This window comes from Ignavibacteria bacterium (genome assembly GCA_016707005.1).
GTDB lineage: Bacteria > Bacteroidota > Ignavibacteria > Kapaibacteriales > Kapaibacteriaceae > UBA10438.
Genome location: JADJIQ010000005.1, coordinates 1,156,891 through 1,179,611 on the forward strand (window position 1 = coordinate 1,156,891; position 22,721 = coordinate 1,179,611).

The 22,721-nt window shown below is 54.2% G+C and carries 20 protein-coding genes; 5 read left to right on the forward strand and 15 right to left on the reverse strand.

Annotated elements, in window-relative coordinates; all coding sequences use genetic code 11:
- The first annotated feature begins 29 nt into the window (after positions 1-29).
- Together IPI29_13255 and IPI29_13260 are read left to right on the forward strand one after the other, a co-directional pair.
- Positions 30-1,154 carry a hypothetical protein gene (locus IPI29_13255; GenBank protein MBK7413514.1) on the forward strand — a complete coding sequence of 375 codons (1,125 nt, stop codon included), beginning with the start codon at positions 30-32 and terminating at the stop codon, positions 1,152-1,154.
- A gap of 42 nt (positions 1,155-1,196) precedes the next feature.
- Positions 1,197-2,780, forward strand: a complete 1,584-nt coding sequence (locus IPI29_13260; GenBank protein ID MBK7413515.1) for an FAD-dependent oxidoreductase — start codon at positions 1,197-1,199, stop codon at positions 2,778-2,780.
- On the opposite strand, the gene IPI29_13265 is transcribed toward IPI29_13260, so the two are convergent.
- The 14 genes from IPI29_13265 to IPI29_13330 form a co-directional block, all read right to left on the reverse strand.
- Positions 2,744-4,261: an FAD-dependent oxidoreductase gene (locus IPI29_13265; protein MBK7413516.1), complete on the reverse strand. Its 1,518-nt coding sequence runs from the start codon at positions 4,259-4,261 to the stop codon at positions 2,744-2,746. The two genes, IPI29_13260 and IPI29_13265, sit on opposite strands and share 37 nt — an antisense overlap.
- Before the next feature lie 38 nt (positions 4,262-4,299).
- Complete coding sequence (locus IPI29_13270; GenBank protein ID MBK7413517.1) at positions 4,300-5,697, reverse strand: OmpA family protein; 1,398 nt, start codon at positions 5,695-5,697, stop codon at positions 4,300-4,302.
- Positions 5,694-6,365, reverse strand: coding sequence for an O-methyltransferase (locus IPI29_13275; GenBank protein MBK7413518.1), 672 nt, complete (start codon positions 6,363-6,365; stop codon positions 5,694-5,696). The genes IPI29_13270 and IPI29_13275 overlap by 4 nt, the downstream gene beginning before the upstream one ends.
- 2 nt (positions 6,366-6,367) lie before the next feature.
- Positions 6,368-7,375: an MCE family protein gene (locus IPI29_13280; GenBank protein MBK7413519.1), complete on the reverse strand. Its 1,008-nt coding sequence runs from the start codon at positions 7,373-7,375 to the stop codon at positions 6,368-6,370.
- Positions 7,335-7,724 (reverse strand): single-stranded DNA-binding protein, encoded by a 390-nt coding sequence (gene ssb / locus IPI29_13285; GenBank protein MBK7413520.1) that lies wholly within the window; start codon positions 7,722-7,724, stop codon positions 7,335-7,337. The genes IPI29_13280 and ssb overlap by 41 nt, the downstream gene beginning before the upstream one ends.
- Positions 7,725-7,852: 128 nt before the next feature.
- Positions 7,853-9,943, reverse strand: coding sequence for a hypothetical protein (locus IPI29_13290; protein MBK7413521.1), 2,091 nt, complete (start codon positions 9,941-9,943; stop codon positions 7,853-7,855).
- 13 nt (positions 9,944-9,956) lie between these two features.
- Positions 9,957-10,706 (reverse strand): cyclase family protein, encoded by a 750-nt coding sequence (locus IPI29_13295; GenBank protein ID MBK7413522.1) that lies wholly within the window; start codon positions 10,704-10,706, stop codon positions 9,957-9,959.
- A 158-nt stretch (positions 10,707-10,864) separates the two neighbouring features.
- Positions 10,865-12,022: a sigma-54-dependent Fis family transcriptional regulator gene (locus tag IPI29_13300; protein MBK7413523.1), complete on the reverse strand. Its 1,158-nt coding sequence runs from the start codon at positions 12,020-12,022 to the stop codon at positions 10,865-10,867.
- Between the two features lie 43 nt (positions 12,023-12,065).
- The gene (locus IPI29_13305) at positions 12,066-13,067 is read right to left on the reverse strand and encodes an HIT domain-containing protein (GenBank protein MBK7413524.1); all 1,002 of its coding nucleotides are present in this window, start codon (positions 13,065-13,067) and stop codon (positions 12,066-12,068) included.
- A 7-nt stretch (positions 13,068-13,074) separates the two neighbouring features.
- Complete coding sequence (locus IPI29_13310) at positions 13,075-13,488, reverse strand: J domain-containing protein (GenBank protein MBK7413525.1); 414 nt, start codon at positions 13,486-13,488, stop codon at positions 13,075-13,077.
- Positions 13,489-13,496: 8 nt separating this feature from the next.
- Positions 13,497-15,908, reverse strand: a complete 2,412-nt coding sequence (locus tag IPI29_13315; protein ID MBK7413526.1) for a patatin-like phospholipase family protein — start codon at positions 15,906-15,908, stop codon at positions 13,497-13,499.
- Position 15,909: 1 nt separating this feature from the next.
- Positions 15,910-16,791 carry an SDR family NAD(P)-dependent oxidoreductase gene (locus IPI29_13320; protein ID MBK7413527.1) on the reverse strand — a complete coding sequence of 294 codons (882 nt, stop codon included), beginning with the start codon at positions 16,789-16,791 and terminating at the stop codon, positions 15,910-15,912.
- Between the two features lie 28 nt (positions 16,792-16,819).
- On the reverse strand, positions 16,820-17,089 hold the full coding sequence (locus IPI29_13325) for an acylphosphatase (protein MBK7413528.1): 270 nt from the start codon (positions 17,087-17,089) through the stop codon (positions 16,820-16,822).
- A 6-nt stretch (positions 17,090-17,095) separates the two neighbouring features.
- Positions 17,096-17,860 (reverse strand): SDR family NAD(P)-dependent oxidoreductase, encoded by a 765-nt coding sequence (locus IPI29_13330; GenBank protein MBK7413529.1) that lies wholly within the window; start codon positions 17,858-17,860, stop codon positions 17,096-17,098.
- 17 nt (positions 17,861-17,877) lie between these two features.
- Here IPI29_13330 and IPI29_13335 point away from each other — a divergent pair, with 17 nt between their 5' ends.
- Both IPI29_13335 and dcuC read left to right on the forward strand, forming a co-directional pair.
- A complete protein-coding gene (locus IPI29_13335; protein MBK7413530.1) occupies positions 17,878-19,215 on the forward strand; it encodes an insulinase family protein in 1,338 nt (445 codons plus the stop codon).
- A complete protein-coding gene (gene dcuC / locus IPI29_13340; protein ID MBK7413531.1) occupies positions 19,212-20,537 on the forward strand; it encodes a C4-dicarboxylate transporter DcuC in 1,326 nt (441 codons plus the stop codon). Before IPI29_13335 ends, dcuC begins: the two co-directional genes overlap by 4 nt.
- Here the strand turns inward: dcuC and IPI29_13345 are convergent.
- Positions 20,532-21,950 (reverse strand): hypothetical protein, encoded by a 1,419-nt coding sequence (locus IPI29_13345; protein MBK7413532.1) that lies wholly within the window; start codon positions 21,948-21,950, stop codon positions 20,532-20,534. The genes dcuC and IPI29_13345 overlap by 6 nt on opposite strands.
- 118 nt (positions 21,951-22,068) lie before the next feature.
- Here IPI29_13345 and IPI29_13350 point away from each other — a divergent pair, with 118 nt between their 5' ends.
- Positions 22,069-22,278, forward strand: coding sequence for a hypothetical protein (locus IPI29_13350; protein ID MBK7413533.1), 210 nt, complete (start codon positions 22,069-22,071; stop codon positions 22,276-22,278).
- Positions 22,279-22,721: the final 443 nt, after the last annotated feature.

A 22,721-nucleotide genomic window follows, 5' to 3' on the forward strand; every position in this document is an offset into this window, starting at 1 on the left:
CACCTGCTCCTCAGTGGCATGCCGACATAATGGTTGAGGCATTCCAATGCAACGGTGATACGACTTCCTTTGTGACCGAGGAGAATCTGAGGTATTGTCTGCGTGGTCCGTCGTTCAAAGAGGATGCATTTACCACAGATCTTGTCGGTGACGATCAGCCAGATCTTGTTGTACGTTCAATCAACGACTCCGTATGGTACAACATCGTACCGAACGGATCTCTCACTCCATTTGAATGCGATAAGACGATACACGTTCCCGCTGTCCCGGGTAGAACTATCGTCACCGAAACAGTCACGAAGGACGGCTTGGTGGTGATCGCACGAGATACAGCGGGGAGCCCAAATGATAAGCTGTATGCAATGGAGTTAAGCATCCTTGAGGTCAATCCGGATTCTCTTGAGTTCAGCTGGCGAGACTTCTCTTCCCTGTCACTACGCTGTGATGGTTGTGAGCAACCCAAGGAGTGGTTCGTTGGGAAGGATGGCAAAAAGGGTGATGTTTATATCTACCGAAAATTCAAGACATCAACAGGTGCTGACAACACAGTCGTTGATCGTCTCGCAAATCGAGACCTTGAGAGGGTTACGCGTATAACGGATGACCAACTGTGGATCTATGGAACGGTTCCTGATAGCCATGTCTTCGGCGTTCCGCTTGTTGTCTTTCAAGCGGGTACGGGTGAAGAGATGTATTTCGCACGGCTCGACAATATTTCAAAACCATTCGGATACCTTACTGTCAGCTCACATGTGCGATTGAAACAGTTTCGAGTGATTCGAGACGGCAATGGAGACAATAAGCCAGATATACTCCAAGGTCAGGTTGATTTTGTACAGGCCCCGTTCAACCTCTTGAATATCTACGAGAAGTTTGAACTGGCAGGACCTACCTCCGTCTATGAACAAGCAGCATTTGGCACTGCACACCTTGAGATGCGCGGAACCACAGTGCTACTTGACGGGAATGTTTCGCCGTCCGTGATCGAGATCTACGATGGTCTCGGTTCAATAGAATCTCAGACTCCGATCTCAAGCGGGGTGTTTGAGCACGATATCGCACCGAGTCTAATTGGCAAAGCGCCGGGCCTGCGTCTTGTCGTTCGGCGTTTGAAAGACAGAGTGCAGACAGTTTCGTTCGTTTATACTCGGTAGACTCTCGTCATACCGTCATACCGTCATACTGTATTTTGCGGTATGCACAAACGGATCGACCTCCTTCTCTCGCCCTCGCAAGCTGCCGATCCGGCTGCGGTGCGCGTCCATGCCGCCCGCGAAGCGGATGTAGCACTTGATACCGTTACGTCTGTTCAACTTGTCCGACGTTCAGTGGATGCACGCTCACGTATGCCGCGGATACGGATCGTAGCAGATGTGTTCGTTGATGAAGAAGCCCCCTCTGAACCGTCGTTGCTGGATGGGTTGAAACAGGCAGATCCTACAAAGCGGGTCGTGATCGTTGGCGCCGGACCGGCCGGATATTTCGCCGCACTCGAGTTGCTTGAGCATGGGATAACCCCAGTGGTTGTGGACCGAGGGAAGGATGTGCGCGCTCGCCGACGTGACCTCCGCTCCATCCAACAAGATGGTGTTGTGGATCCGCATTCGAACTACTGTTTTGGTGAAGGGGGCGCCGGGACATACTCCGATGGAAAGTTGTATACCCGATCCCACAAACGCGGCAGTATCGAAAAGGTCCTGCAACTGCTCGTTGATCATGGAGCCACGCGCGACATCCTCGTGGATACACATCCGCATATCGGATCGAACAAACTGTGGCTGGTTGTGCAGTCCATCCGTGAGACGATCCTCCGGTATGGCGGCGAAGTACACTTTGAATCGTTTGTGACGGATGTTGTGATGCACACGGATGCGAAGGGTGAACGTAGCGTTCGTGGTGTAACTCTTGAGTCGGGCATTGAACTGCTTGGTGATGCGGTGATCCTTGCAACAGGACATAGTGCCCGCGATGTGTTCTCGATCTGTGTTCGAAACAAGATCGCGATCGAAGCCAAACCATTTGCATTGGGTGTGCGTATCGAACACTCGCAAGAACTGATCGATCAGATCCAGTATCATCATGCACCGCGCGACCCGAATCTGCCGGCATCGTCGTACAAGCTTGTATGTCAGGCAGACGGACGTGGGGTGTTCTCGTTCTGTATGTGTCCGGGTGGACTCATCGTGCCGTCTGCAACAGCCCCGGGCGAGATCGTAGTGAATGGGATGTCGATGTCCAGACGCGACTCGCCATTCGCAAACTCCGGAACCGTAGTAGCGGTCGAACCAGATGATTGGTCGGCGTTCTCCTCGTCAGGCGTTTTAGCCGCTATGGAGTATCAGGCATCGGTTGAGCGCGCGGCATTTGCAAGTAATGGTGATGGATCGCAACGTGCTCCGGCGCAACGGTTGGTTGACTACCTCGACCGCAAGACGTCGGCATCCATTCCAAAGACATCATACATCCCTGGTCACGTCAGCATAGATCTCCAGAGCATTCTTCCACCGAACATCGACGGCAGACTTCGCCAAGCAATACGCGAGTTCGGCCGATCCATGCGCGGCTATCTTACCAACGAAGCAGTGATGGTAGGTGTTGAATCACGCACCTCATCCCCTGTTCGTATTCCGCGCGATGCTGTCACGCGTGAGCACATCCACGTTCGCCGACTCTTCCCAAGTGGCGAAGGTGCAGGGTATGCAGGGGGCATTGTGTCTGCCGCACTCGATGGGCAGAATGTTGCTCAGGCCATCGCGGCGAGGATCTTCTCGGCAGCGTAACGGCCGGTCTCTGCCGCACCGTTCATGTATCCCTTGTGTTGCAAGCTGCAGTGCTCGCCGGCAAAGTGCAGGTTGCCTACTGACTCGCACTCTGTGCCATAGAACAGTGTCCACTGTCCAGGCCCATAGGCAGAATACGATGCCTTCACATATGGGTACGACGGCCAGTGCATGCGCTCAGTTCTGCCTCGCGTTACGTTGGCAAACGACGGCCAGACTGTTGCGAGGTGTTCCATCATCATCGTTCCAACTTGCTCGATGGACATGCTGCCGATCACTCGACTCATGCTTCCGCCATAATACATCGTTAGGCCAGCCCCCTTCACTTGTTGGAGGTAGGTGTTGTCCCAAACCAGTTGCAATGGTAGGTCTGTAAGTATTGAACCGGAGTTGCCATCCGCTTGCCAAAACGGCTCTTCGAATCCCATGAGGATCTTGCCATTGCTTCCATAGCGGAGTTCGTTGATGGCTCGCTTCTTGATCTCCGGGAGATCCACATCCATCTCTACATCGCGCAACATCGTGAACGGTATGGCCAGCACAACATGATCTGCAAGAACATCATAGTTCGTTGTGTCCTTACGGAAGGTCAACACGAAACGTGTGCCGGAGCGCTCAATGCGTGTAAGCTTGTGTCCTGTATGGATAGAAGTGCGTAGCGGGTCTGCCAGTCGGTCGGTGATCTGTTGAACGCCGCCCTTAGCAACGAATCGCTCGTCACTCGCACCAAATGTGTGGAACGATCCGTCCGCCACATCAGGCGAGACCATCATGATGAAGTTCAGCGCGCTCTGCTCGCCAAGTTCCAATCCGTTCTCGGTCACAAAAGCAACCTCGAGGAAGGAGCGGAGCCATCCGCCAACACCGATCGATGCGAGATAGGTGTCGAGCGACATTGCATCCAGGGCAGATGCCGGACTGTTCTTCAGATCTGTCATGGAAGGGGGCATGCGGCCCTGATCTTCACGAATCCTGTCGAGGTAGGGCGAGATCTCGGTTACGATGTCCTGCATCGTAAAGTGCTGCCCAAAGAAATAGAAGGTGTCGTCCTCGCCAAGCCGCGTTGTTTCTGTGTCGATAAGTTCAACGCCGAATTGCGATGCTAGTGTGAGCATGTCTCCGTGACCGCTATCGATGAACTCACCGCCAAGTTCGGTCCAGGTTCCGTTCACGAGAAGATCATGGGAGGTCATCACCCTGCCCCCTACTCTCTTTGAAGCCTCATACACATCAACGTTCACACCCTTGTTGTGGAGGAGCCATGCGGCATGGAGTCCGGCAAGTCCGGCGCCGACCACGGCAACCTTCACTGTGCGATCTACCTTCAGCTCCGATGGTTTGCCACAACCACTAAGAAACGACGGCAGGGCCAAGGCAGCACCGGCCATGGCAGAAGTGCGGATGAAGTCGCGACGTGACGCATCATGCTGAGCGGCATTGATCGCGCGACGCAATAGTCGCATTAGGGGTGTGCGGGACATGCGGCAAAGATAGGGGGCTAACCCAGACGAGCGTCTGGTTACTTGCGAAGAATGCGGAAGACCGTCCGACGGTTCTTCGCGCGGTTCTCATCGGAGTCATTGGGAACCACGGGCATCATAAAGCCAAAGCCACGCGTACGAAGTCGCGTTGCATCAACACCTCTGTTCACAAGGGCAGACTTCACAGCTTCAGCACGGGCCTGAGACAAGGTCATGTTGTACTCTTCTGTACCAACATTATCGGTGTGACCCTGAACCTCCAATACCACGCGATCATAGCGTTCCAATGCATCTGAGAGTTCGTCCAGGATGTAGAACGATGCTGTATCGATCACGCTCTGATTGAAGGCAAAGAGAATCGGCTTTGAGAATTCATCTCGTGGATCCATCGGTGTGAGCGGCGTCTTCTCATACACACCACGAGCGATCATGGTGTCGCGTCCAGGCACCTGAACGGTCAAGTCAACCGTATGGAGACCTTCGTACCGAGGAGGTGTATAGGTCACGAGGTAGTAGTTGCGAAGACTGCGATAGATATCGAGAAAGATCGCGAGCAGATCTCTCTTGGTGTATGCTCGGTAGTATTTACCACCGGTATAGAGGGAGAGGTCTTGAAGGGGCTCATCCTGCGCATATCCGAATCCAACGCAGTAGATGGAGATGTTGTGTTTGGTGGCGTATTCAAAGATGTCGCTCACCTTGGTCGAGGAGAGGTTCTCGTCGCCATCAGCAAAGACCACGCAGACCTTTGGTTGATCGAGAGGGACATCCTTGAGGGTCTGCAACGTCTTGAGGATGCCGTCGTACGTTGCGGTGAACAGACCTTGTGAATACTTCTTGTACTCGCGGAACTCTCGCAACATCGATCCTGTGTCGCTGGAGAGCGTGAAGACAACCTTGATCTCTTTGTGGTAGGCTGTTAGAGAGATGTTGTCGCACGGACGTTTCAATCCAATGAAGAGTTCGGCTCCGTGATCGATGGACTCCTTAGCCCCCTTCATCGAACCTGAGCAATCGATGGCCAGAGCGATGTTGGTTGGGACGGAATCTTGCTCTCCGTATTCGCGAACGCGGAAGGTTGGCACATCAACGGACTTCTTCTTCCGACGAACACCAAGGTGTTCTGTGAGGATCGGGAAATAGTCGGGCGCGCCTTGTTTCTTGTAGGGGGCGGCCATGTGTGTGACCACGTAGCCGTTTGTGTCGAGGACGCGAACGAAGAGTCGAATGGAGTCGGGGTAGGAGTAGTGCTCGAGCTTCCAAACGTCGGTCTTCAACGCTGCGATGTCTACGGAGTCGATATGGCGTGTAGAAACAAATCGTGTTTCTGACATCCGTTCGCCGCCATCACGCAGATCGAACTCGTGCGAGAGTTTGTGGGTGCTCTTGCACGACAACAACGTTAGAACGACGATGGCCAGGACAATTGATCTCATGAGATCTTGATGCCTACGACCATTCCGTCGCCAAGCGGAACGAGGGTGCTAAGAAGCTGCGGATGTGTGCTCATGCGAGTATTGAACGCATCCAGGGCCTGAACATTGTGCGGCTCAAATGTTGTGGTGGCACTCCGTGCAACCTCACCCCAGGCAAGGGCATTGTCGCCGATGACGAGTCCGCCAAGACGCAGGCGAGGGAGAACAAGGTCTAGATATGCGCTGTACTTCGGCTTGTCGGCATCGATGAACACTGCATCGAGAACGATGTCCGACTGGGCAAAGAGTTCAGTAATGGTCTCCAGGGCAGCCCCTTCCAAGACCGTGATCGTGTTGCTGAGCCCGAGTTCAGAAACCTTACGTCGAATGAACTGGGCGTGTGCCGAGAGGAACTCGCACGCATAGAGTCTGCCGTCGGGTGGGAGGGCAGATGACATAGCAATGGAACTATATCCAGCGAGCGAACCGATCTCGAGAACCGTTCGTGCGTTGATGGAACGCAACATGATCTGCAGGAAGTTGATCTGCTCCGGAGAGATCGAGATCGCCGGGATGCCTTCTGCTTCTGCTTCGGTGTTAAGCCGACGAAGCTCATCGGTCTCGGAGGAGAATCGAGCCGTGATGTAGTCGTTGAGTTCGTCGGTCAGGAACGTAGATCGCGTAGCCATGATCAAGGAACGTGACCGAGTTCAACATTGACGTTGATGCCGTTCTTGCCGAAGTCGCGCAACAGAACACGGAGATTCGCAAGGGTGGAATCGAGCCGGGCGGCCATCTTCTCGTCGTACAGAAGCATGTTCACCAGACTCTTATTGGTGCGGATATCATTCACCACACCGTTAATGCGAGCGATGAGAGTGTCAGCGCCGATGATCGCGCCATCTGCTTTTGCCAGAGTTGTCTCGAGATTCAACAGGACCTTGTCGGCACGGTCGATGATCTGAGATACCTTTGGTTCGTTGCGGTCAACACTTTCGCGCAGGGTTGTCGAGATCTCACGCAGGTCGCGAATAGATGCGGTAAGGGGCGCGCGGTTCTGACTGAACCATGTCCGCACATCCGTCACAAGGAGGGCGCCATCGGAGGAGATCGTTTTGACATTCGTCACAAAGGAACCATCGCGTAGCAACTCTGTGAGAGACGCGCTGATCGTGTCGAGTCGGCGCACGAGATCCACGGCACTTCCGCTCACCTCACCGAGTGATGTGACGAGGCCGCCGATATCTGCGGCAACCGTACCTGGCATTTCCGTATTGACGTCAAACGTTCCCGCAGCCTTGCCGGGATTGATCTCGATCTTCTTCCCGCCGGTGATCTCAAGGATCGTGACTGTGGCTGTTGCGTCAGTTTTGAGATCTGAAGCATCATCGATGTCGGCGTGGATAAGAACGGAACCGTTGTTGCCGGACACATCTGCCACAGAGCCTCGCTTCACACCATTGACAACAATGGGGCTCCCTGTTTCCACCCCGCCGGAGGTGGCGAGTCTGATGCTGATCGTTCGTTTGTTCGGGCTGAAACTGATGCCCTTGCCGATCATTATGCCGCCGATGAGGACGGCGATCGAGACAAGGCTTACCAATCCAACGCGGATCTCGGTACTACGCGATACGTTCAAGAGAAATTCTCCGGGATGATCAGAACGGAATGTCGTCCGACCCTTGAGCAGGCGGCGCATCCGAATGTTCCGCCTTCTTAGGATCGAGCAACAAAAGATTATCGGCAACGATCTCCGTCACGTAGCGTTTGTTCCCATCGCGATCTTCAAACGAACGAGATTGGATCTTGCCTTCAACATAGATGCGTGTGCCACGCCGAACCAGCTTCTCAACAACGTCAGCCAAGCCCCGCCATGCGATGATCGTGTGCCAGTCTGTATGTTCCTGGACAGCCCCATCCTTATCCTTCCAAGTCTCGGATGTAGCGAGACGGAATTGTGCGACCTTCACGCCTGTAGGCGTAAAGTTGACCTCGGGATCCTTCCCGACGTTACCGATCAGCATCACCTTGTTGAGAGTGCGGGACATACGTCACCTTCGAAAATTGATCCAACGAATGGTTGAGGACCACTCATCGTTGCGACTTCGAATATACCACGCACCGACAAGGCATCCGTTGTCTATGTGGCTTGAGCCGAGGAAAACGTGACGCATGCTCATCTGCGCCGACCGCCACCGCCACCGCCGCGCGGTGCGGATTGTCGCGTAGAAGGCGAAGAACTTGGTCGTGACGCGCTTGAGTTTGATGAGCGCATTTGACTGCGATCTCTCTGTGTCTGGCTGTTCTGCAGATCCCTTGTTGGAGCATTGTTTGACTGTTGCCATCCCGAACCGTTGTGGCTTTCAAAGCCGGAGCCGGACGAAGAAGGGCGGTACACATTCCCTGACCGATCCGTCATCACATTGTTGGATGGTCGAGTGGACGGCTGCGTGCTTGGTCTGGTTGACGGTTGTGTACTTGGTCTTGTCGAAGCCTGCGGCGGACGTGCAGGCTGCACTCCAGGCCGTGCTCCGACCGAACCGCTGCCACTTCCGCGGTACATATTGCTGTTGCGATTTGGATAGCCACCATAATAGGCGCCGTTTCGGTTCACATGCGTGTTGCCATAATATCCGTACGGCGGGTGGTGGTAATAAGGTGGACGGTACATTGGCGGACCCCAGTAGCCACCATATCCATAGTGGACATGAACGCCGGCAGACCAACCGTGGTACGGAGAATACACCATGTGGAATCCGTACGTGGCATGGTATGGGTAGTAGTAAGGACCATACGGGTGATACCAATATCCGGTTCCATAGACCACCGTTGGTCCCATCACGTAGGATCCTGTGTAGCCTGGTGTATATCCTAGGTAGACAACGGTAGGTGTGCTCTCGTAGACATAGACATACTTCGTGTTGTACACGGGAGAGGTGGGAGGGATCTCGTCCACCTTATCCGGACGTTTCGTTGAAACAGTCCATGGCCCCTTAGCGGAGGTACTCTCGAACCATACACCGTTATCGCAGGCAAAATATTTCCCATCGATGAGCAGCACCGACGAACTCGTGTTCACGGCATACTTCATCGTTGTGCCTTCTATGGCCTTGAATTCTGGTTCACCCTTATACGTCACAGTACATGTTGCCGAGGCTCTGTCAACAGCCGCGGTTTGCGGGATGCTCGCATCAAGGACTGCTTCACGTGAAGCACTTGTCCCTGCAACGTAGGCAAGAGCCTCGTCATACGTTGAACCTTCGGGGATCTTCTTGAAGTCCGCCGGAAGCGCATCAGATGCAACAAACTCCCAAGGACCTGCTTTCACATTCTTGGTGCGGAACCATCTGCCGCTGAGGACCACGTACGTCATCTGCGATGAGATGTCCATGAAGACGCTGGCCTCTGTATTCTTGGCAGCCATCAATTGAGTGCCCGAGATCGGATCGAAACTCGGCTCTCCTGTGAACATCAAGAGCTCCGATGGCTTGGTGCGAACGATGATCGTTGAGGGCTTCTCTGCCTTCTTCGGCATTGTACCCCCGTTTGCTTCCTTGGTTTGATCGTCCACCTGTTTTGCTATCGGAGCAAGGTCCTTCGGGGCCGCTGCTTCAACGGTCCAACGCCCGGCCACATCCGTAGTCGTATACCAATATTGCCCGGTGTACAAGTGTAGCGCCGTTGAGCCCTTGGTTCTGAAGATCGGAAACGGCGTATTCATGATCCGTTCAACGTCACTCTTCTCGATGGCCTCATACCGCGGATCGCCATCGATGAACACAAGCACCGTTGGTGATGTTGCGTAGATGATCTCCGGCGGATCGTTCTTGAACTTTGCTGCGTTGTTATTCTGAGCCTTCACGGCATCCATTGCTGTCACGAGTTCGTCAAGGCTGAGAGGGGGCAGATCCTTCATGAGCGCCTCGGCGATCGTCTTCTTTAGAGTCTCCTGGTCCTTCACCGACTCAGGGAATCGCACATTGGTGATCTGCAGCGTCTTGATATAGACCATTCGCAGGTCACGATCCACGTTCACGGTTGACGAGATCCATACGGCTCCAAACACAGCTGCAGTATCGGATGGACGTTTGATCGAGACAGCAGCGCGAGCTTCGAGCTTGGTCCCGTCAAACAGCTCCAACTCTGGCTGATACATGACGATCGTGCCCTTTTCGTGCTGCATCTCGCGCGGCCATCGATCTGACTTTGTTGTTGCTGCGATGGTAACAACAGCCAAGATCAGCAGCAGCATAATTGAGCGGAACATGACGGACCTCTGACTAGGAAGGGAAAAACAACATGGGTCGCGATGGAGCAGCATCGCCATCAAAAGGAGCTACGTTGAACATGACAAGATAACGCCCGTCCTGAATATCGTTGGACACGTAGATGAGCTCTGTGATCGTGCACTCCGTGCGAGGCGCATGAGGCCACTGCCAGAATTCGTGATGGGCAACAAGGGCACCACTGTCTTCCTCTCGGTCAACAGATGGCAGATCGATCATGAGATGACGAATGTTGTGCTCTACCACAAGACGCATTGCATCGATGTGCATGTACGGAGGATTGTGGCCCGACCAAACACGGTCACACTTCGTTGAGTCGTTGGGCATCGTCCTGATGATGAGCGTGCTGCAGGAGCGATCCGTCCAAGCTGCATCTAGAGCCGCCTTGGTCACGACCATATCGCCCCCTACCAACTCGAGAGGTATCGTCACAACAGTCGCGAGATCGAGCACGTCCGTCATACACTCGGTGATGAGGAACTTCTTGCCAGCGATGTGCCCCACACATTCCGTGTGTGTGCCATTGCCATGCGGAGCAAGAGTCACTACATCGCAGCGAACCGGACCACCCTCTTCGATAGAGCCAACAAAGGACCCCATTCGAAAGGCATTGAACTCCGCCTTCGGCAACCAGAACGCATTGGGAGCTTCTTCGCCACTGATGTGCAACGAAATGTCGAGAGGAGCGCTCAGATCGCAGCGCACCTCTTTTCCATCTATTTGCATCATCACGTATTTGATCATCGTCGTCTCCAAATTCGCTATTCGCTATTCGCTATTCGCTATTCGCTATTCAATTCCCATGACTTCGTCATGGGCTACTCAATTCAATTCTCCGTTCGCTGCTCTCCGTTCGCTATTCGCTATTCACTATTCGCTATTCGCTATTCGCTGTTCGCTATTCACTGAAGTCCATACTCCTCGATCTTCCGATACAGCGTTCGTTCGCTGATGCCGAGAAGCTCTGCCGTTTCTCTTCTGTTGCCGTGAGTTCTGCGGAGTGCTGTTTCAATGGCTTTGCGTTCAAGCGAGGCAAGTTCAAGTTCCTCGGGCACGGGGTCGATCTTGATCGGTTGACCCTGTACACCTGCTGGGGAAGGGGTAACGACGCTGTTGGTGGGCTGTAGATCGACCGACATATTCAAGAGATGCCTGAGCACGGTCTTCACTTCAGCAACGTCCGCGGAAAGCTGTAGCAACGTGCGATACATCATTTGAATATCCGCATCATGCGTTGGCTTGGGAACGTCTGCAACTCTGATCAGTGCTGTTGTTGGTGTGCCAAGAAGTTCATTCTGAGAGGGGGCAGGCAGGTACCGCAGCACTATGTCTTCGGTGATGCGTGACCCTTGTTCGAGTGTGACCATCGTTTCGACAAGGTTGCGGAGTTCACGCACGTTGCCGGGCCATGGCATCGATGCGAGGATCTCCATGGCTCTGTTGTCGATGCCTTCGTATTCCAATTGTTGCTTCTCTGCAACTCGATGAGCGAAATGCTCAATGAGGAGAGGGAGATCTTCAGGATGCTGACGCAGCGGCGGCAGGTGGATGTTCACGCTGTTGAGGCGGAAGAAGAGATCCTGACGGAAGTTGCCTTGACGCACTTCGTAGGCGAGATCGCGGTTGGTTGCGGCAACAAGCCGAATGTCAACCTTGAGTACGTCCGATGAACCAAGTCGTGAATATTCACCGCTCTCAAGAATGCGTAGCAGTTTCACCTGTGTGCCAATTGGCATCTCGCCGATCTCATCCAAGAAGATGGTGCCGCGATGTGCCGTCTCAAAGAATCCTTTGCGCTGCTCAACGGAACCGGTAAAAGCGCCTTTCTCTGCACCGAACAACTCGCTCTCGAGTAGAGTCTCGGGGATTGCTCCGCAATTGACACTCACAAACGGGAACTTCTTGCGCATGCTTAGATCGTGCACAGCATGAGCGAACACTTCCTTGCCAGTGCCTGTCTCGCCCGTGATAAGCACGGAGAGATCTGTCGGTGCCACCTGGAGGAGTCGGGCCAAGGCCTGGACCATCGCCGGGGATTCGCCGATGAGGCCGAATCTCACTGCGAGCTGACGGAGAAGTTGTCGTGAAGGGGGTTGTATCATCCTAGTGCTTTGTTTTCCATTCTGCCCAGCCCCCTGTGAAAATGAAGATGGGGCCGTACCCGAATTGCTTGAGGACATCGGCAACGTGGTGGGAGAGCTCGCACTCACCGCCATCGCAGTAGATGAGGATAACGCGGTCCCGTGGCACATTCGATAACATGTCGGGAATGCGTGCTTGTGCCTCTGCACCGTAGAAATTCACTGCATTGCCGATATGACCTTCTGCGTATTTGTCTGAGCCGCGTGCGTCGATGAGATAGTAGGGGGCTGATGCCATCAAACGTGAGAACTGATCGTAGGTGATCTCCTTCACAACCCCAGGCTCTGCAACAAAGGTCGGTTTCTCGGACGCAGGAGTTGGCTTTGCTGCTGAAGTTGTTGTAGTGTCTGTCTTCGTTGTTTCGGCAACCTCGGACGATGGAGTAGTGTTCTGAGCTGCTTCTTGTGGTTGGGTTGCAGGAGCTGTAGGAGTTGTGAGGTATTTGTCGAGGTCGCTTGTTGATGCCGTTACCTTCTCATACTCCTTCTTGACCCAGCTTAGGCTCTTCGAGTTCATCATGTTGAACCCAATGGCAAGGCCGATAGCGCAGAGGATCAGAATGCCGGCCTCGCGCAGGATTCCACGGTATGGGGAGGCAGTTCCGTGACCCGATGTTTGAGCGCTGTTCATGCGTCCGAGAGGCTGACCGCCAAGAAGATGAAAGTGCAGATGAGGAACCGTTTGTCCGCCATCAGAATTGATGTTGGTCGTTACTCGATAGCCACTCTCGTTGATGCCGAATTTCTTTGCGAGATCGCGGGCTACGAGGAAGACCCTGCCGATGATCTCAACATCCGCTTCGGCAGTAGCATTGATACTAGTGATGGCCCGTTTTGGAATGATGAGCACGTGCACAGGAGCACTTGGAGCAATGTCCCGGATCGCGATGATCTCATTGTCCTCGTACTCAATGGTTGCAGGGATCTCACGATCGATGATGCGTTGAAAGATGTTCTTTTCCATCATTACCTCATGAGAAGCGATAGTGATTCTTCAGCGTGATGATGGCCGCGTTGATCTCGCGAGCCCGTTGCTGCGCCCGTGTATGTTCCTCCGGCGACACATTCACGAACTTGTCGGGATGCCACTGAGCGATGGCCGTACGATAGGCCATCTTCATATCTGCAGGTGTAGCTCCGACCGGCACGTTCAGCGTGGTGTGCGCTCTCATTACATCATCCGGGATAGACGTAGGAGGTGGGGGAGGGGGCTGGTGGTTGGTGTGAGTTTGACGAGATGGCTCACCGGAACTCAGCTCCTCGATGATGCGACGCAATTCGTCGTCATCAGACGAGAGTATGCTCTCGGCCCACGTAGTTGAATGATCTGCATCGTTGCCGTAGCTCTTGGCGATGCGTTTGATGCGGTCGAAGATCTGACCCATAGACAAATTTACAACCGAGCTCCGATGGCGAAGTAGAGGAGAACTGGCCCCCAACCGATAGCCGCCGGATCATCGAGGAAGAAGAAGGAACGGCCAACAGAGAAACGTGCCGGACCAACCGGCGTATCGATCCCTACTGTTAGTCCAAGCCCGTGATTCATGTCACCAATGCGAATGTTCTCGGGATTCTCCCAGATCGCACCGATGTCGTACCGAAGAGAGACATAGGAGTCGAAAAAGATGCGAAGGGGGAGCTTTATCCGAGCGTCAACATTTCCTACGACGATTTGACGTCCGCGTTGTTGGTCTTCGCGCCATCCAAAGAACATATCCTGTCCGCCGAGACTGAACAATTCAGGCGAAGGAAGTGTCCGGTCCGCTGCTCCGATGGACGCACCGGGAGTAAGCACAACGGATCCTAGGTCTACTACGGCACTCGCAGCAGCGGTGAACTTGGTAAAGGAAAGACTGTTGGAGAGACTGAGGATGGACGACTCTGCGGTGAGGTCGATCGTTCTGCCTCTTGATGCAAAATCAGTTTGGTCGCGGTCATCCCATCTCGCTACTGCCCGAAGTGTGGCAAGGGGCTGAAAGGATGGATCGGCATCGGCTGTGAGGTCTCGATAGCGTTGCTGCTCATAGCGAAACTCGCCAAGGAGCACGCCGTTGCGTTCTAACTGACGTCCGGCGCTGAGCCTGAAGCCATATCGGTCCTCAGAGTACTCATCGATGCGCTGGGGCATGGGTTCCGTTGCCGGACGCCCCGCCTCATCTTGGTAGATCCACACATCTCGGAAACTCGAATATCCGCGCAACGATGCTGTCCAAAGTGTTCCACCGATCCTCGGCAGTTCAAGAGAGGCTGATATCTGTCCGATACGCTGACTCAGAATACCTCGCACCGCCACTCGAATACCGGTTGAAAAAAGGTTCTCATGAATGATGTCCACGCTGCCCTGCGTATACCGCTCATTATCGATGCGAGCACCGATACGTATTGTCTGATTGCCCCTGTCCTCTGCACGCATCGTGATACGTACGCCACTGTCAGCGTTTCTCGATACCATCACGTCGGCGTTCTGTAGCACATCGGAGGCGTGCATGTTCTGCCACGTTCGCTCGAGATCGGCCTGCTTGACCTCTTTGCCGTTCTTGAACGAAACTTCGCGCTCAATGTCGCTTCTGCGAAGCTCTTCGAGTCTGTCAAATGTGAGAAGTGTTGGTATGCCAAGATCGACATCTATCGTCAGCGTCTGCGAAGGCCCGTCGTAACCCATTGAACGAACAAATGCCAATGCGTGACCGGAACGATGTAGTGATTCATTGAAGCGGGGCTGATGGTAGCGCTTGAACTGCGGTGACCAATCGCGACCGATCATATCTGTTATGCGCTCCTTCACGAGTGCCATTGTGTCTGCACCAAATGTTGAATGCACAACAACACTTTTGATAAAGTACTGAGCGGCGCCGGCCTCCATAGCACCGGACGTGGGTTTGAGGCGTGCCTTGATCTGGGCTGCCATGCGAGCCCCTTCCATCTCACCTGCACGAATGAGGATGTCGATGTCGTTGAAATCAAATGTGCCGGTAGACCCCAGATCCGGTTCCAGAACAAAGTCTGCAAGTTTGACGTGTTCGCTGTCTCGCTGTTTCATTGCCGCCGTAAGCGCTTGATCGGCCACTGCCCACGGCGTTGTGAGCGACGAGATGGTTGCATAATCACTAGTTGTATTCACAAGGATGATGATGTCGGGCTTGAGTGCGATCGCAGCATCGATAGGGATGTTCGCAACAAGACCGCCATCCACAAGTACAGTGTCCGTGTTCCACCGAACCGGTGCATATCGCAAGGGGAAGGTGGCGCTAGCACGCATGGCTGTGGCGAGGTTACCGCTCTTCAATGAAACGGGCTGGCCAGTTCCGAGATCGGTTGCTACAGCTCTGAACGTACATACAAGACTGTCAAAGTTCGTGACGCTGTTGTATGGACTTTGCCAGAGGACCTCTTGAAGCAATTCACTGAAGCGGGCACTGCCACCGATGGCCGTTGGCGGAACGAAGTCGAGATTCCGAAAACGGAAGGTCACCAAGCTTCTGTCGTTCTCTTGCTTCTGCGAATAGAACAATGATTCGCGTTGGGTGTCGGACGAGAACGAGGTAACGTCATCCCAATCGATCGTATGAAAGATGGAATCGATCTGAGTAGGCGTATAGCCTGCAGCATAGAGTCCGCCAACGATCGCGCCAAAGGACGATCCAACAATGATGTCGGGCACGATGCCGGCCTTCTCCAACTCCTTGAGGACGCCGATCTGCGAGATCCCTCGCGCGCCACCACCGGTAAGCACAAGGGCAACCGTTGGCTGAGCATGTGCAACACATGCCAGAAGGAAACCAACGATGGTAAGCAGCGCACGCATTTCAGTCGGACGATCCTTGCGCATCATATGCCTCGCGCATCGCGAGCCACAACGTTTCAAAGCGATCTTCTTGTGCACAGCGATCTTCTACGGCTTGGACAGCGATCTCCTTTGTACCGAGATGCGTGAACACATCATCTGTTCTGCCGCGTTCAACAGCGTCGAGAATGATGGATGCGCAGTCATCGGCCGACATCATCTTTGAAAGGGGCGCTGTGCCAAGCCCCCTATCACGAGCTATTGTTCGTGAGCGAGGAATGGCCTTAGCATAGAGTGCACCGATGGAGCCGCCTTCGGTGGCATCGGCCCATTCGGTGATAACGCCTGCCGGACAGACCGTGGTTGCATGGACGTTGGTGCCAACGAGTTCTGTGCGCAATGCAGCGATGAAGCCAACAACGGCGTGTTTCGCGGCAACGTAGGCGGCGTTGAAGGGGTGACCGTACCGTCCGGCCACGCTGGAGATAGCCACGATATGACCCTTGTCCGCTCGTTTCATTATCGGCAGTGCGCGTGACGTGAGCCAGAAGACGGAGTCAACATTCAGGGTGAACATCGACCGCCATTGTTCTGTTGGAGTGTCCTCCACACTTGCATGGTTGCCACGTCCGGCATTGTTGATGAGTACGTCGATATGACCGAATGCCGTTGCAACGGAATCGACCACGCGATAACAGTCGTCCTCGCGCGAAACATCGGCCACGATCACCATCGGTGAGCCGCCCGCGGTGCGCACCTGTTCCGCCACGTCGCGCAGCCGGTCTTCACGGCGCGCTACGAGGACAACAGAAGCCCCTTTACGAGCACATTGAACGGCACATGCGGCGCCGATGCCGGACGATGCGCCGGTGATGACCACAACGGTGGACTGGTCGATCTTCATTTCTACGCCTTGGTGAAAGATCCGATGATCAAAGGATGCGGAACGTTCCGTATTTGCGGGATTCGCTGAGGTCGGTGCATACCACGGACGTGACCTCAGCATGTTGTGGGCCCTGACGTAGGAGAGTCTCAAACTCGGTCAAGGCAGTCACATCGCCCTGCGCCAAACACTCCACTGTGCCGTCTTCGAGATTGGTGGTAAAGCCATGCAGATCGAGTCTGTGAGCATGGTGCAGAGCAAAGCGACGAAAGCCTACTCTCTGCACATGACCTCCGATGATGTAGTGAACGGTGGCCATTGTTGCTTAAAGGTCCTTCTGCACAAGGCTAACGGTGGCCTGTGCTGTTGGGGTGATGAGAATGTCTTGAATGGATACGTGGGGTGGACGTGTAGCAGCGAACAATGCGCATTCAGCGATATCTCGTCCGGTAAGGGGCTGATATCCTTTGTACACGGTAGACGCACGATCTGTATCACCACGGAAACGCACTTCGGAGAACTCTGTCTCCACGAGTCCCGGATCGATGTTGCAGACGCGTACTCCGGTACCATTGAGATCGATCTGGAGAGAATCGGAAAGCATCTTCACGGCGGACTTCGTGGCGCTGTAGACGTTGCCGCCGCGGTAGGCCTGACGTCCGGCAATAGATGCAATGTTGACCACAAGCCCCTTACCACTTCGCACCATTTCCGGCAGGAAGGACCTGGTAACGTAGAGCAGACCCTTCACATTGGTATCGATCATTTCTTCCCAGTCTTGGAGGACGCCCTCGTGCAGAGGAGTAAGACCGCGTGAAAGGCCGGCGTTGTTGATCAGGACGTGTGGTGCGCGATGGGTTGCGGGCAATTCGGCAACGGCTTGCTCAACGGCTCGCACATCTTGGACATCCACTGTTTGGCAGATCACAGACACGTGATAGGTCTTTTCCAGTTCTGCGGCCAGTTCAAGAAGCTTCTCTGAGCGTCGTGCCCAGAGGACAAGATCGGCTCCGGCCTCGGCAAAGACCTCGGCGCATGCACGTCCAATGCCGGACGATGCACCAGTAATAACAACGATGGATTGCTTCATTGCCCTAAATTTACCAAATGCACACCACGCCCCCACTGTCAACCGAGCCTTTGCGCTTCGTTGTACCCCCCATCCATCACAGAACACTTCGCAACGGAACGCCGGTCCATGTGATCACGTCGCCGAACGAGGATCTTGTCACGATCACCTTCGCAATGCGAACAGGATCCCGTCACGACGGAGTTCCCGGCGAGACATCGGTTGCAGCGCAGATGCTCAATCGTGGCACGGAACGTCTCGATGCCTTGGCTTTTGCCGAGGAAGTGGAACGTCGGGGATGCAACCTGCGGACCATTGCCGACAGCGATGCGTGCAGTGTTCAAGGGTCGGGCCTGGCAGAGTGGTTCGACGATCTTGTTGCACTCTCTGCAGAATGTCTGCTCACGCCACGGTTCGACAACACGGAATTGGACAAGCTCCGTCAGCGACTCATTGCCGATATGATGGTTGACCTTGTGGATGTGGAGTGGCTCGCCGCACGCGCCTGTGCTTCTCGTGCCTATGACGGACATCCATATGCACGTCCGCGCAATGGTAACCCATCCACCCTTCGCACCCTCACCACGGACATCTTGCGTGCTGCTCACCAGCGTATGCTTGCCGCACCACGTCACATCATCGTGGCAGGTCCGATCGATGCCGATGTAGCCGTTGCAAAACTCGATGCAGCATTCGGCGGACTCCCCACACCGGGTCAACTCATTGACACACCCCGAGCCACGATGCGTGCCCGCGCAGGTGTGATGGCCATCAAGGACGATGCCGTGCAATCGGCCTTCCGCATTGCACTCCCCTGCGTCTCCTTCGATCATCCGGACTATGCATCGCTACAATTGATCACATCGGTGTTAGGGGGCTATACATTGGCCCGACTCTTCATGAAACTCCGAGAGGAGAAGGGATACACCTATGGTGCCTATGCCTTCAGTGATGTCCGTCCGCGCGGAGCCATCACCGGTATTGTAACGAGTGTTGGTAATGACTTCACTGCTGATACGATGTCGGTTATCACAGATGAGGTGCGCCGGATCGGTACGGAGCTCATAAGTGCCGACGAACTCGAAAATTCTCGTCAGCAGATCCTTGGCACGTTCGCTCGAAGCAACGAAACGCCACAGCAGACCGCATCACTTGTGTGGACCATGGTTCAGCATGATCTTCCGATGGACTTCTTTGAGCAGCACATCGCGCGATTGCAGAAGCTCACATCAGAAGAGATGCTCCAGGTGCAGGGCCGATATTTCTCTACGGATGAATGGGTTGTAGGATTGAGTGGCAGGGAAGACGTTATCCGTCCGGTCTTTGATGGACTCGTTGATTCCGTTGAAGAGTGGTCAGCCGAAGGCTATCAATGAACTCGCCCCTTATCGCTGCTATCCTGATCACCACGGCTGCGCTCCTGCTTATCCGTCGTGGAGTGGATGTGCGTTTTGTGCTGATCGTAGCCGGACTCATCATGGCCACGATCATCGGCACTCCATGGGTCATCTGGGATACATTCCAAAAAGTGTTGGGAAGGGGCGATATCATCGGCCCCATCTGCACTGCGATGGGCTATGCATTTGTGCTCAAGGCTACCGGATGTGACAGAGACATGGTCCGCCTGTTAGTGCAACCACTGCGCAAGGTGCGCTGGTTGTTGGTGCCCGGCGGAGTAGCCATCGGATTTGTGACCAACATGGCCATCACGAGTCAGACCGCATCTGCTGCTGCCGTAGGACCGATCCTCATCCCCTTGATGATCGCTTCTGGATATGCACCTCTGGCTGCTGCCGGAACGTTGCTCTTGGGATGTAGCGTGGGAGGAAATCTTTTCAATCCCGGCGAGCCCGACATCGTTGCTATTCGCAGCAGTGTGAATGTCGACATCGGAGACATCGTCAACGCAGCCTTCGTTCCGAACATGATCTCCTTTGTTGTGGCCACTATCGTGCTCACACTCGTGATCCGCAGGATGAAGTTGTGGTCGATGGCAAACTCAACGCAGGAGTCCGATCAGACGCGACTCACACGAGCCACGGTTCTACGTGCATTGCTTCCGCCCCTTCCCATCCTGATACTCCTCTTGCTTCAACCACGGTTCGGACTCTTTCCGTCCATTGCTGAGATGTATCCGCAGGGCGTACAGGTATCAGCCGTGATGCTTCTGTGTTCCGGTCTCGTGATGCTTGTAACACTCAACGATCCGCGCAGAGCCATTGCCCATATCAGCAGGCTCACTATTGAGTTCTTTGAAGGACTCGGCTTTGCGTTTGCGAAAGTGATCTCCCTCATCTTGGCCGCGGCATGTTTCCTTGCCGGACTTGAGGCATTGGGTGCCATTGCGAAACTCACCAAGCTTCTTACCTATGACACAACCGTGGCCGCCATCCTGAGTCCGGTGATCACGTGGGGTCTGGCCGTCATCAGCGGGTCGGGCACGGCACCAAGCGTAGCCTTCTCCCAAGCCGTCCTCCCCGGCGTTGTAGCCACCGGTGCTATCTCCGCAGCCATCCTCATGGGCGTTGCAGGCGCCATCGGTGCCGGACTCGGACGCACGATGTCGCCCGTTTCCGCCATTATGCTCTTTACAAGCACCCTTGCAGAGGTAGAACCCAAGGCCCTTGTAAAGCTCGTTACGTGGCCCATCCTTGCCTCATTGGTGTCTACCATCATCTATGGGTTGGTAGTGTCATAGACGACGGCGGATCCATGACCAAAGCAGGTCCCACGGGACGATCGTATTTGGTGTTCCTGGAGTCCATTCCACGTCGATTACCTTTGTCCTACCCTTCGTGGGCACAAGTCTGTCATAAAGATGAGCGATCAACTGTACAGCACCAGTGGGTCGTTCTGATACTGGGAGTCGTTTGAGCTGGGCCGAAAGTGCCTTTACGTGTGCAATTGTTGGTTCGCTGTCGTTCTCTCCTACCGTGCTGAGTATGTCTATCACATGGTCGTGAAAAGACTGTTGCCCACGCTGAAGCCTGCTTGTGCGTCTTCTGCGGTAGGCGCGGGTGAGATCCGCATTATCTTCCAGCGCGGCTGCATACCCTAGGCTTAGTTCCATTCGATTGCGCACGAACGGCTGTAAACGCCGGTATTGTCTGTGAGAGAATGCTGTTGCGAGCAGTGGCACGGCTGTCTTTGTCTCACCTGCAATCAGGAGGGCGCGCGTAGTCAGATCAATGAGGCTGAACCACGGCGCTGAGCCCTCCTTCGCTTCTGCAAGAAGAAGATTCCCGTACATGAGTGCTCGTCTTCTATCGCCGACCATGCTTGCCATAGTAAGCTCATGCGTGTAGTTCTCTCGGCTCATCGATGAGTTCCATATACCGGAGCGCTTCATGGATCTGCGCTGCTCTCGTAGCCAGTAGGTTCCTAACTGTATATCGACCCTGTATTGTGCCACGATCACAGCGAGTCGTGCTGCTTCTATCGTCACTCTGTCAGTTCGCGTTTCCGTCTTGAGTCGAACTAGCAAAATATGGCATTCGTCTATCACTGGATCAGAGTACGTTTCTCTCTCCCTCCTCCGCAAGACCACAGTGCGAGCGATGCATGTCAGCCTAGAGATCGAGTGCAGTGTTTCCAACTCCATCATCACTCGTTTGAAGTCTGCGGACAATTGAATAACCGATGTCCGTTCAGCACTATACGAGGCTTCTTGCATCAGGGAGTTAAGCGCATAGAGTTCGAGCACCACTTGCTCTGGCAACGTTGCCGAGCGCAATACTGCCAAGAAGTGCTTGCGTGCAGTTCTTCTTGCCCCGGTGCGCGTAAGTATGTCTGCCACGGCAAGCCGACGCCAAAGCTCATGTGCATTTGCAATGCGTGGCGCAGGCAGACCTGTTGCTGAAAAGCTGATGAGTGCTGTATTGAGCTTGCTAAGTAGCCGGTCTATTCCGCGGTGAATAGAAGGTACCTGGATGTCTGATCCGAATGCCTTTGCAAGTACTGACGGACTAACCACGTCAGAACCGCGGATAGCATCGATGATCGATTGTTCGCGTTGCGTCAGAAAGACACTGAACATCTCGTTGAGAGTTGTCTCATCGAAGATCTGGTCGAGCGAGCGAACGGTCTCCAGTAGTGATTCGCCGATTCTCATAGTAGTAACTCATGTGGTAGAAAACGTCGTCTGAATATAGCGCTTAGTGTGGTTGAAGCCACCTCCGAGAAAGTGAAAGTTCGTTGCGAACAACGATTCCACTCACCACGGAGGATAGATGTCGCTACTCTTTTTGTCGATACTGCTCTGGCTTGGGACGATCACGACCGAGCAGACCTACACTCTCTCACAGATGCAAGGGTACGTACAGCAGAACGCCGTACCCATTCAGACCGTCTATGCTGATTCAGCGCTTGCGTCAACGATCTACAGCGGCTATGGATCCCGGGCAGCCGAAGTAGTGATTGTGGATTTGAGGGAGCAGTGAATAAGAACTGAGTCTTTTGTCTTACCTATGTCCAACCACCTCATAATGCGGAGATTAGTCATGAAGAAGCTTCTAGCGATCATAGTGTTGTTTGCCTCGATTGAGATGACAGTTGCTGTAGCGCAACCGAGTTGTGCTGGGGGGCAAATTGTCACGCACACTTTCGGATACGCGTGGAATGGTGAATGTTGTGAAGTCGAGATTCAAGCATGCGTAAAGCCGGCGCCGAATGCCTCAATAAGTATACTGAGCATCAAAATGAATGGAGACTGCTGGGGAACCATTGACCCAAACACGTTCCCATATGCGCTAGTTGCGAAGATGGGCTACGAAAAGATCGTGCTTCGCTATGCATCAACAGCGATTCTGAACATCGGCGTTCTCAGGCAATGTCCAGACGTAACAACCTATACTGTCGAAACTAAAATTGGCGGCTGTGGATT

Bases quoted from the DNA above. Each gene is read 5' to 3' on its own strand.
- IPI29_13255 (MBK7413514.1), top strand. From the start codon at position 30: ATGGTTGAGGCATTCCAATGCAACGGTGATACGACTTCCTTTGTGACC.
- IPI29_13260 (MBK7413515.1), top strand. From the start codon at position 1,197: ATGCACAAACGGATCGACCTCCTTCTCTCGCCCTCGCAAGCTGCCGAT.
- IPI29_13265 (MBK7413516.1), bottom strand. From the start codon at position 4,261: ATGTCCCGCACACCCCTAATGCGACTATTGCGTCGCGCGATCAATGCC.
- IPI29_13270 (MBK7413517.1), bottom strand. From the start codon at position 5,697: ATGAGATCAATTGTCCTGGCCATCGTCGTTCTAACGTTGTTGTCGTGC.
- IPI29_13275 (MBK7413518.1), bottom strand. From the start codon at position 6,365: ATGGCTACGCGATCTACGTTCCTGACCGACGAACTCAACGACTACATC.
- IPI29_13280 (MBK7413519.1), bottom strand. From the start codon at position 7,375: ATGCGCCGCCTGCTCAAGGGTCGGACGACATTCCGTTCTGATCATCCC.
- ssb (MBK7413520.1), bottom strand. From the start codon at position 7,724: ATGTCCCGCACTCTCAACAAGGTGATGCTGATCGGTAACGTCGGGAAG.
- IPI29_13290 (MBK7413521.1), bottom strand. From the start codon at position 9,943: ATGTTCCGCTCAATTATGCTGCTGCTGATCTTGGCTGTTGTTACCATC.
- IPI29_13295 (MBK7413522.1), bottom strand. From the start codon at position 10,706: ATGATCAAATACGTGATGATGCAAATAGATGGAAAAGAGGTGCGCTGC.
- IPI29_13305 (MBK7413524.1), bottom strand. From the start codon at position 13,067: ATGGAAAAGAACATCTTTCAACGCATCATCGATCGTGAGATCCCTGCA.
- IPI29_13310 (MBK7413525.1), bottom strand. From the start codon at position 13,488: ATGGGTCAGATCTTCGACCGCATCAAACGCATCGCCAAGAGCTACGGC.
- IPI29_13315 (MBK7413526.1), bottom strand. From the start codon at position 15,908: ATGCGTGCGCTGCTTACCATCGTTGGTTTCCTTCTGGCATGTGTTGCA.
- IPI29_13320 (MBK7413527.1), bottom strand. From the start codon at position 16,791: ATGAAGATCGACCAGTCCACCGTTGTGGTCATCACCGGCGCATCGTCC.
- IPI29_13325 (MBK7413528.1), bottom strand. From the start codon at position 17,089: ATGGCCACCGTTCACTACATCATCGGAGGTCATGTGCAGAGAGTAGGC.
- IPI29_13330 (MBK7413529.1), bottom strand. From the start codon at position 17,860: ATGAAGCAATCCATCGTTGTTATTACTGGTGCATCGTCCGGCATTGGA.
- IPI29_13335 (MBK7413530.1), top strand. From the start codon at position 17,878: ATGCACACCACGCCCCCACTGTCAACCGAGCCTTTGCGCTTCGTTGTA.
- dcuC (MBK7413531.1), top strand. From the start codon at position 19,212: ATGAACTCGCCCCTTATCGCTGCTATCCTGATCACCACGGCTGCGCTC.
- IPI29_13345 (MBK7413532.1), bottom strand. From the start codon at position 21,950: ATGAGAATCGGCGAATCACTACTGGAGACCGTTCGCTCGCTCGACCAG.
- IPI29_13350 (MBK7413533.1), top strand. From the start codon at position 22,069: ATGTCGCTACTCTTTTTGTCGATACTGCTCTGGCTTGGGACGATCACG.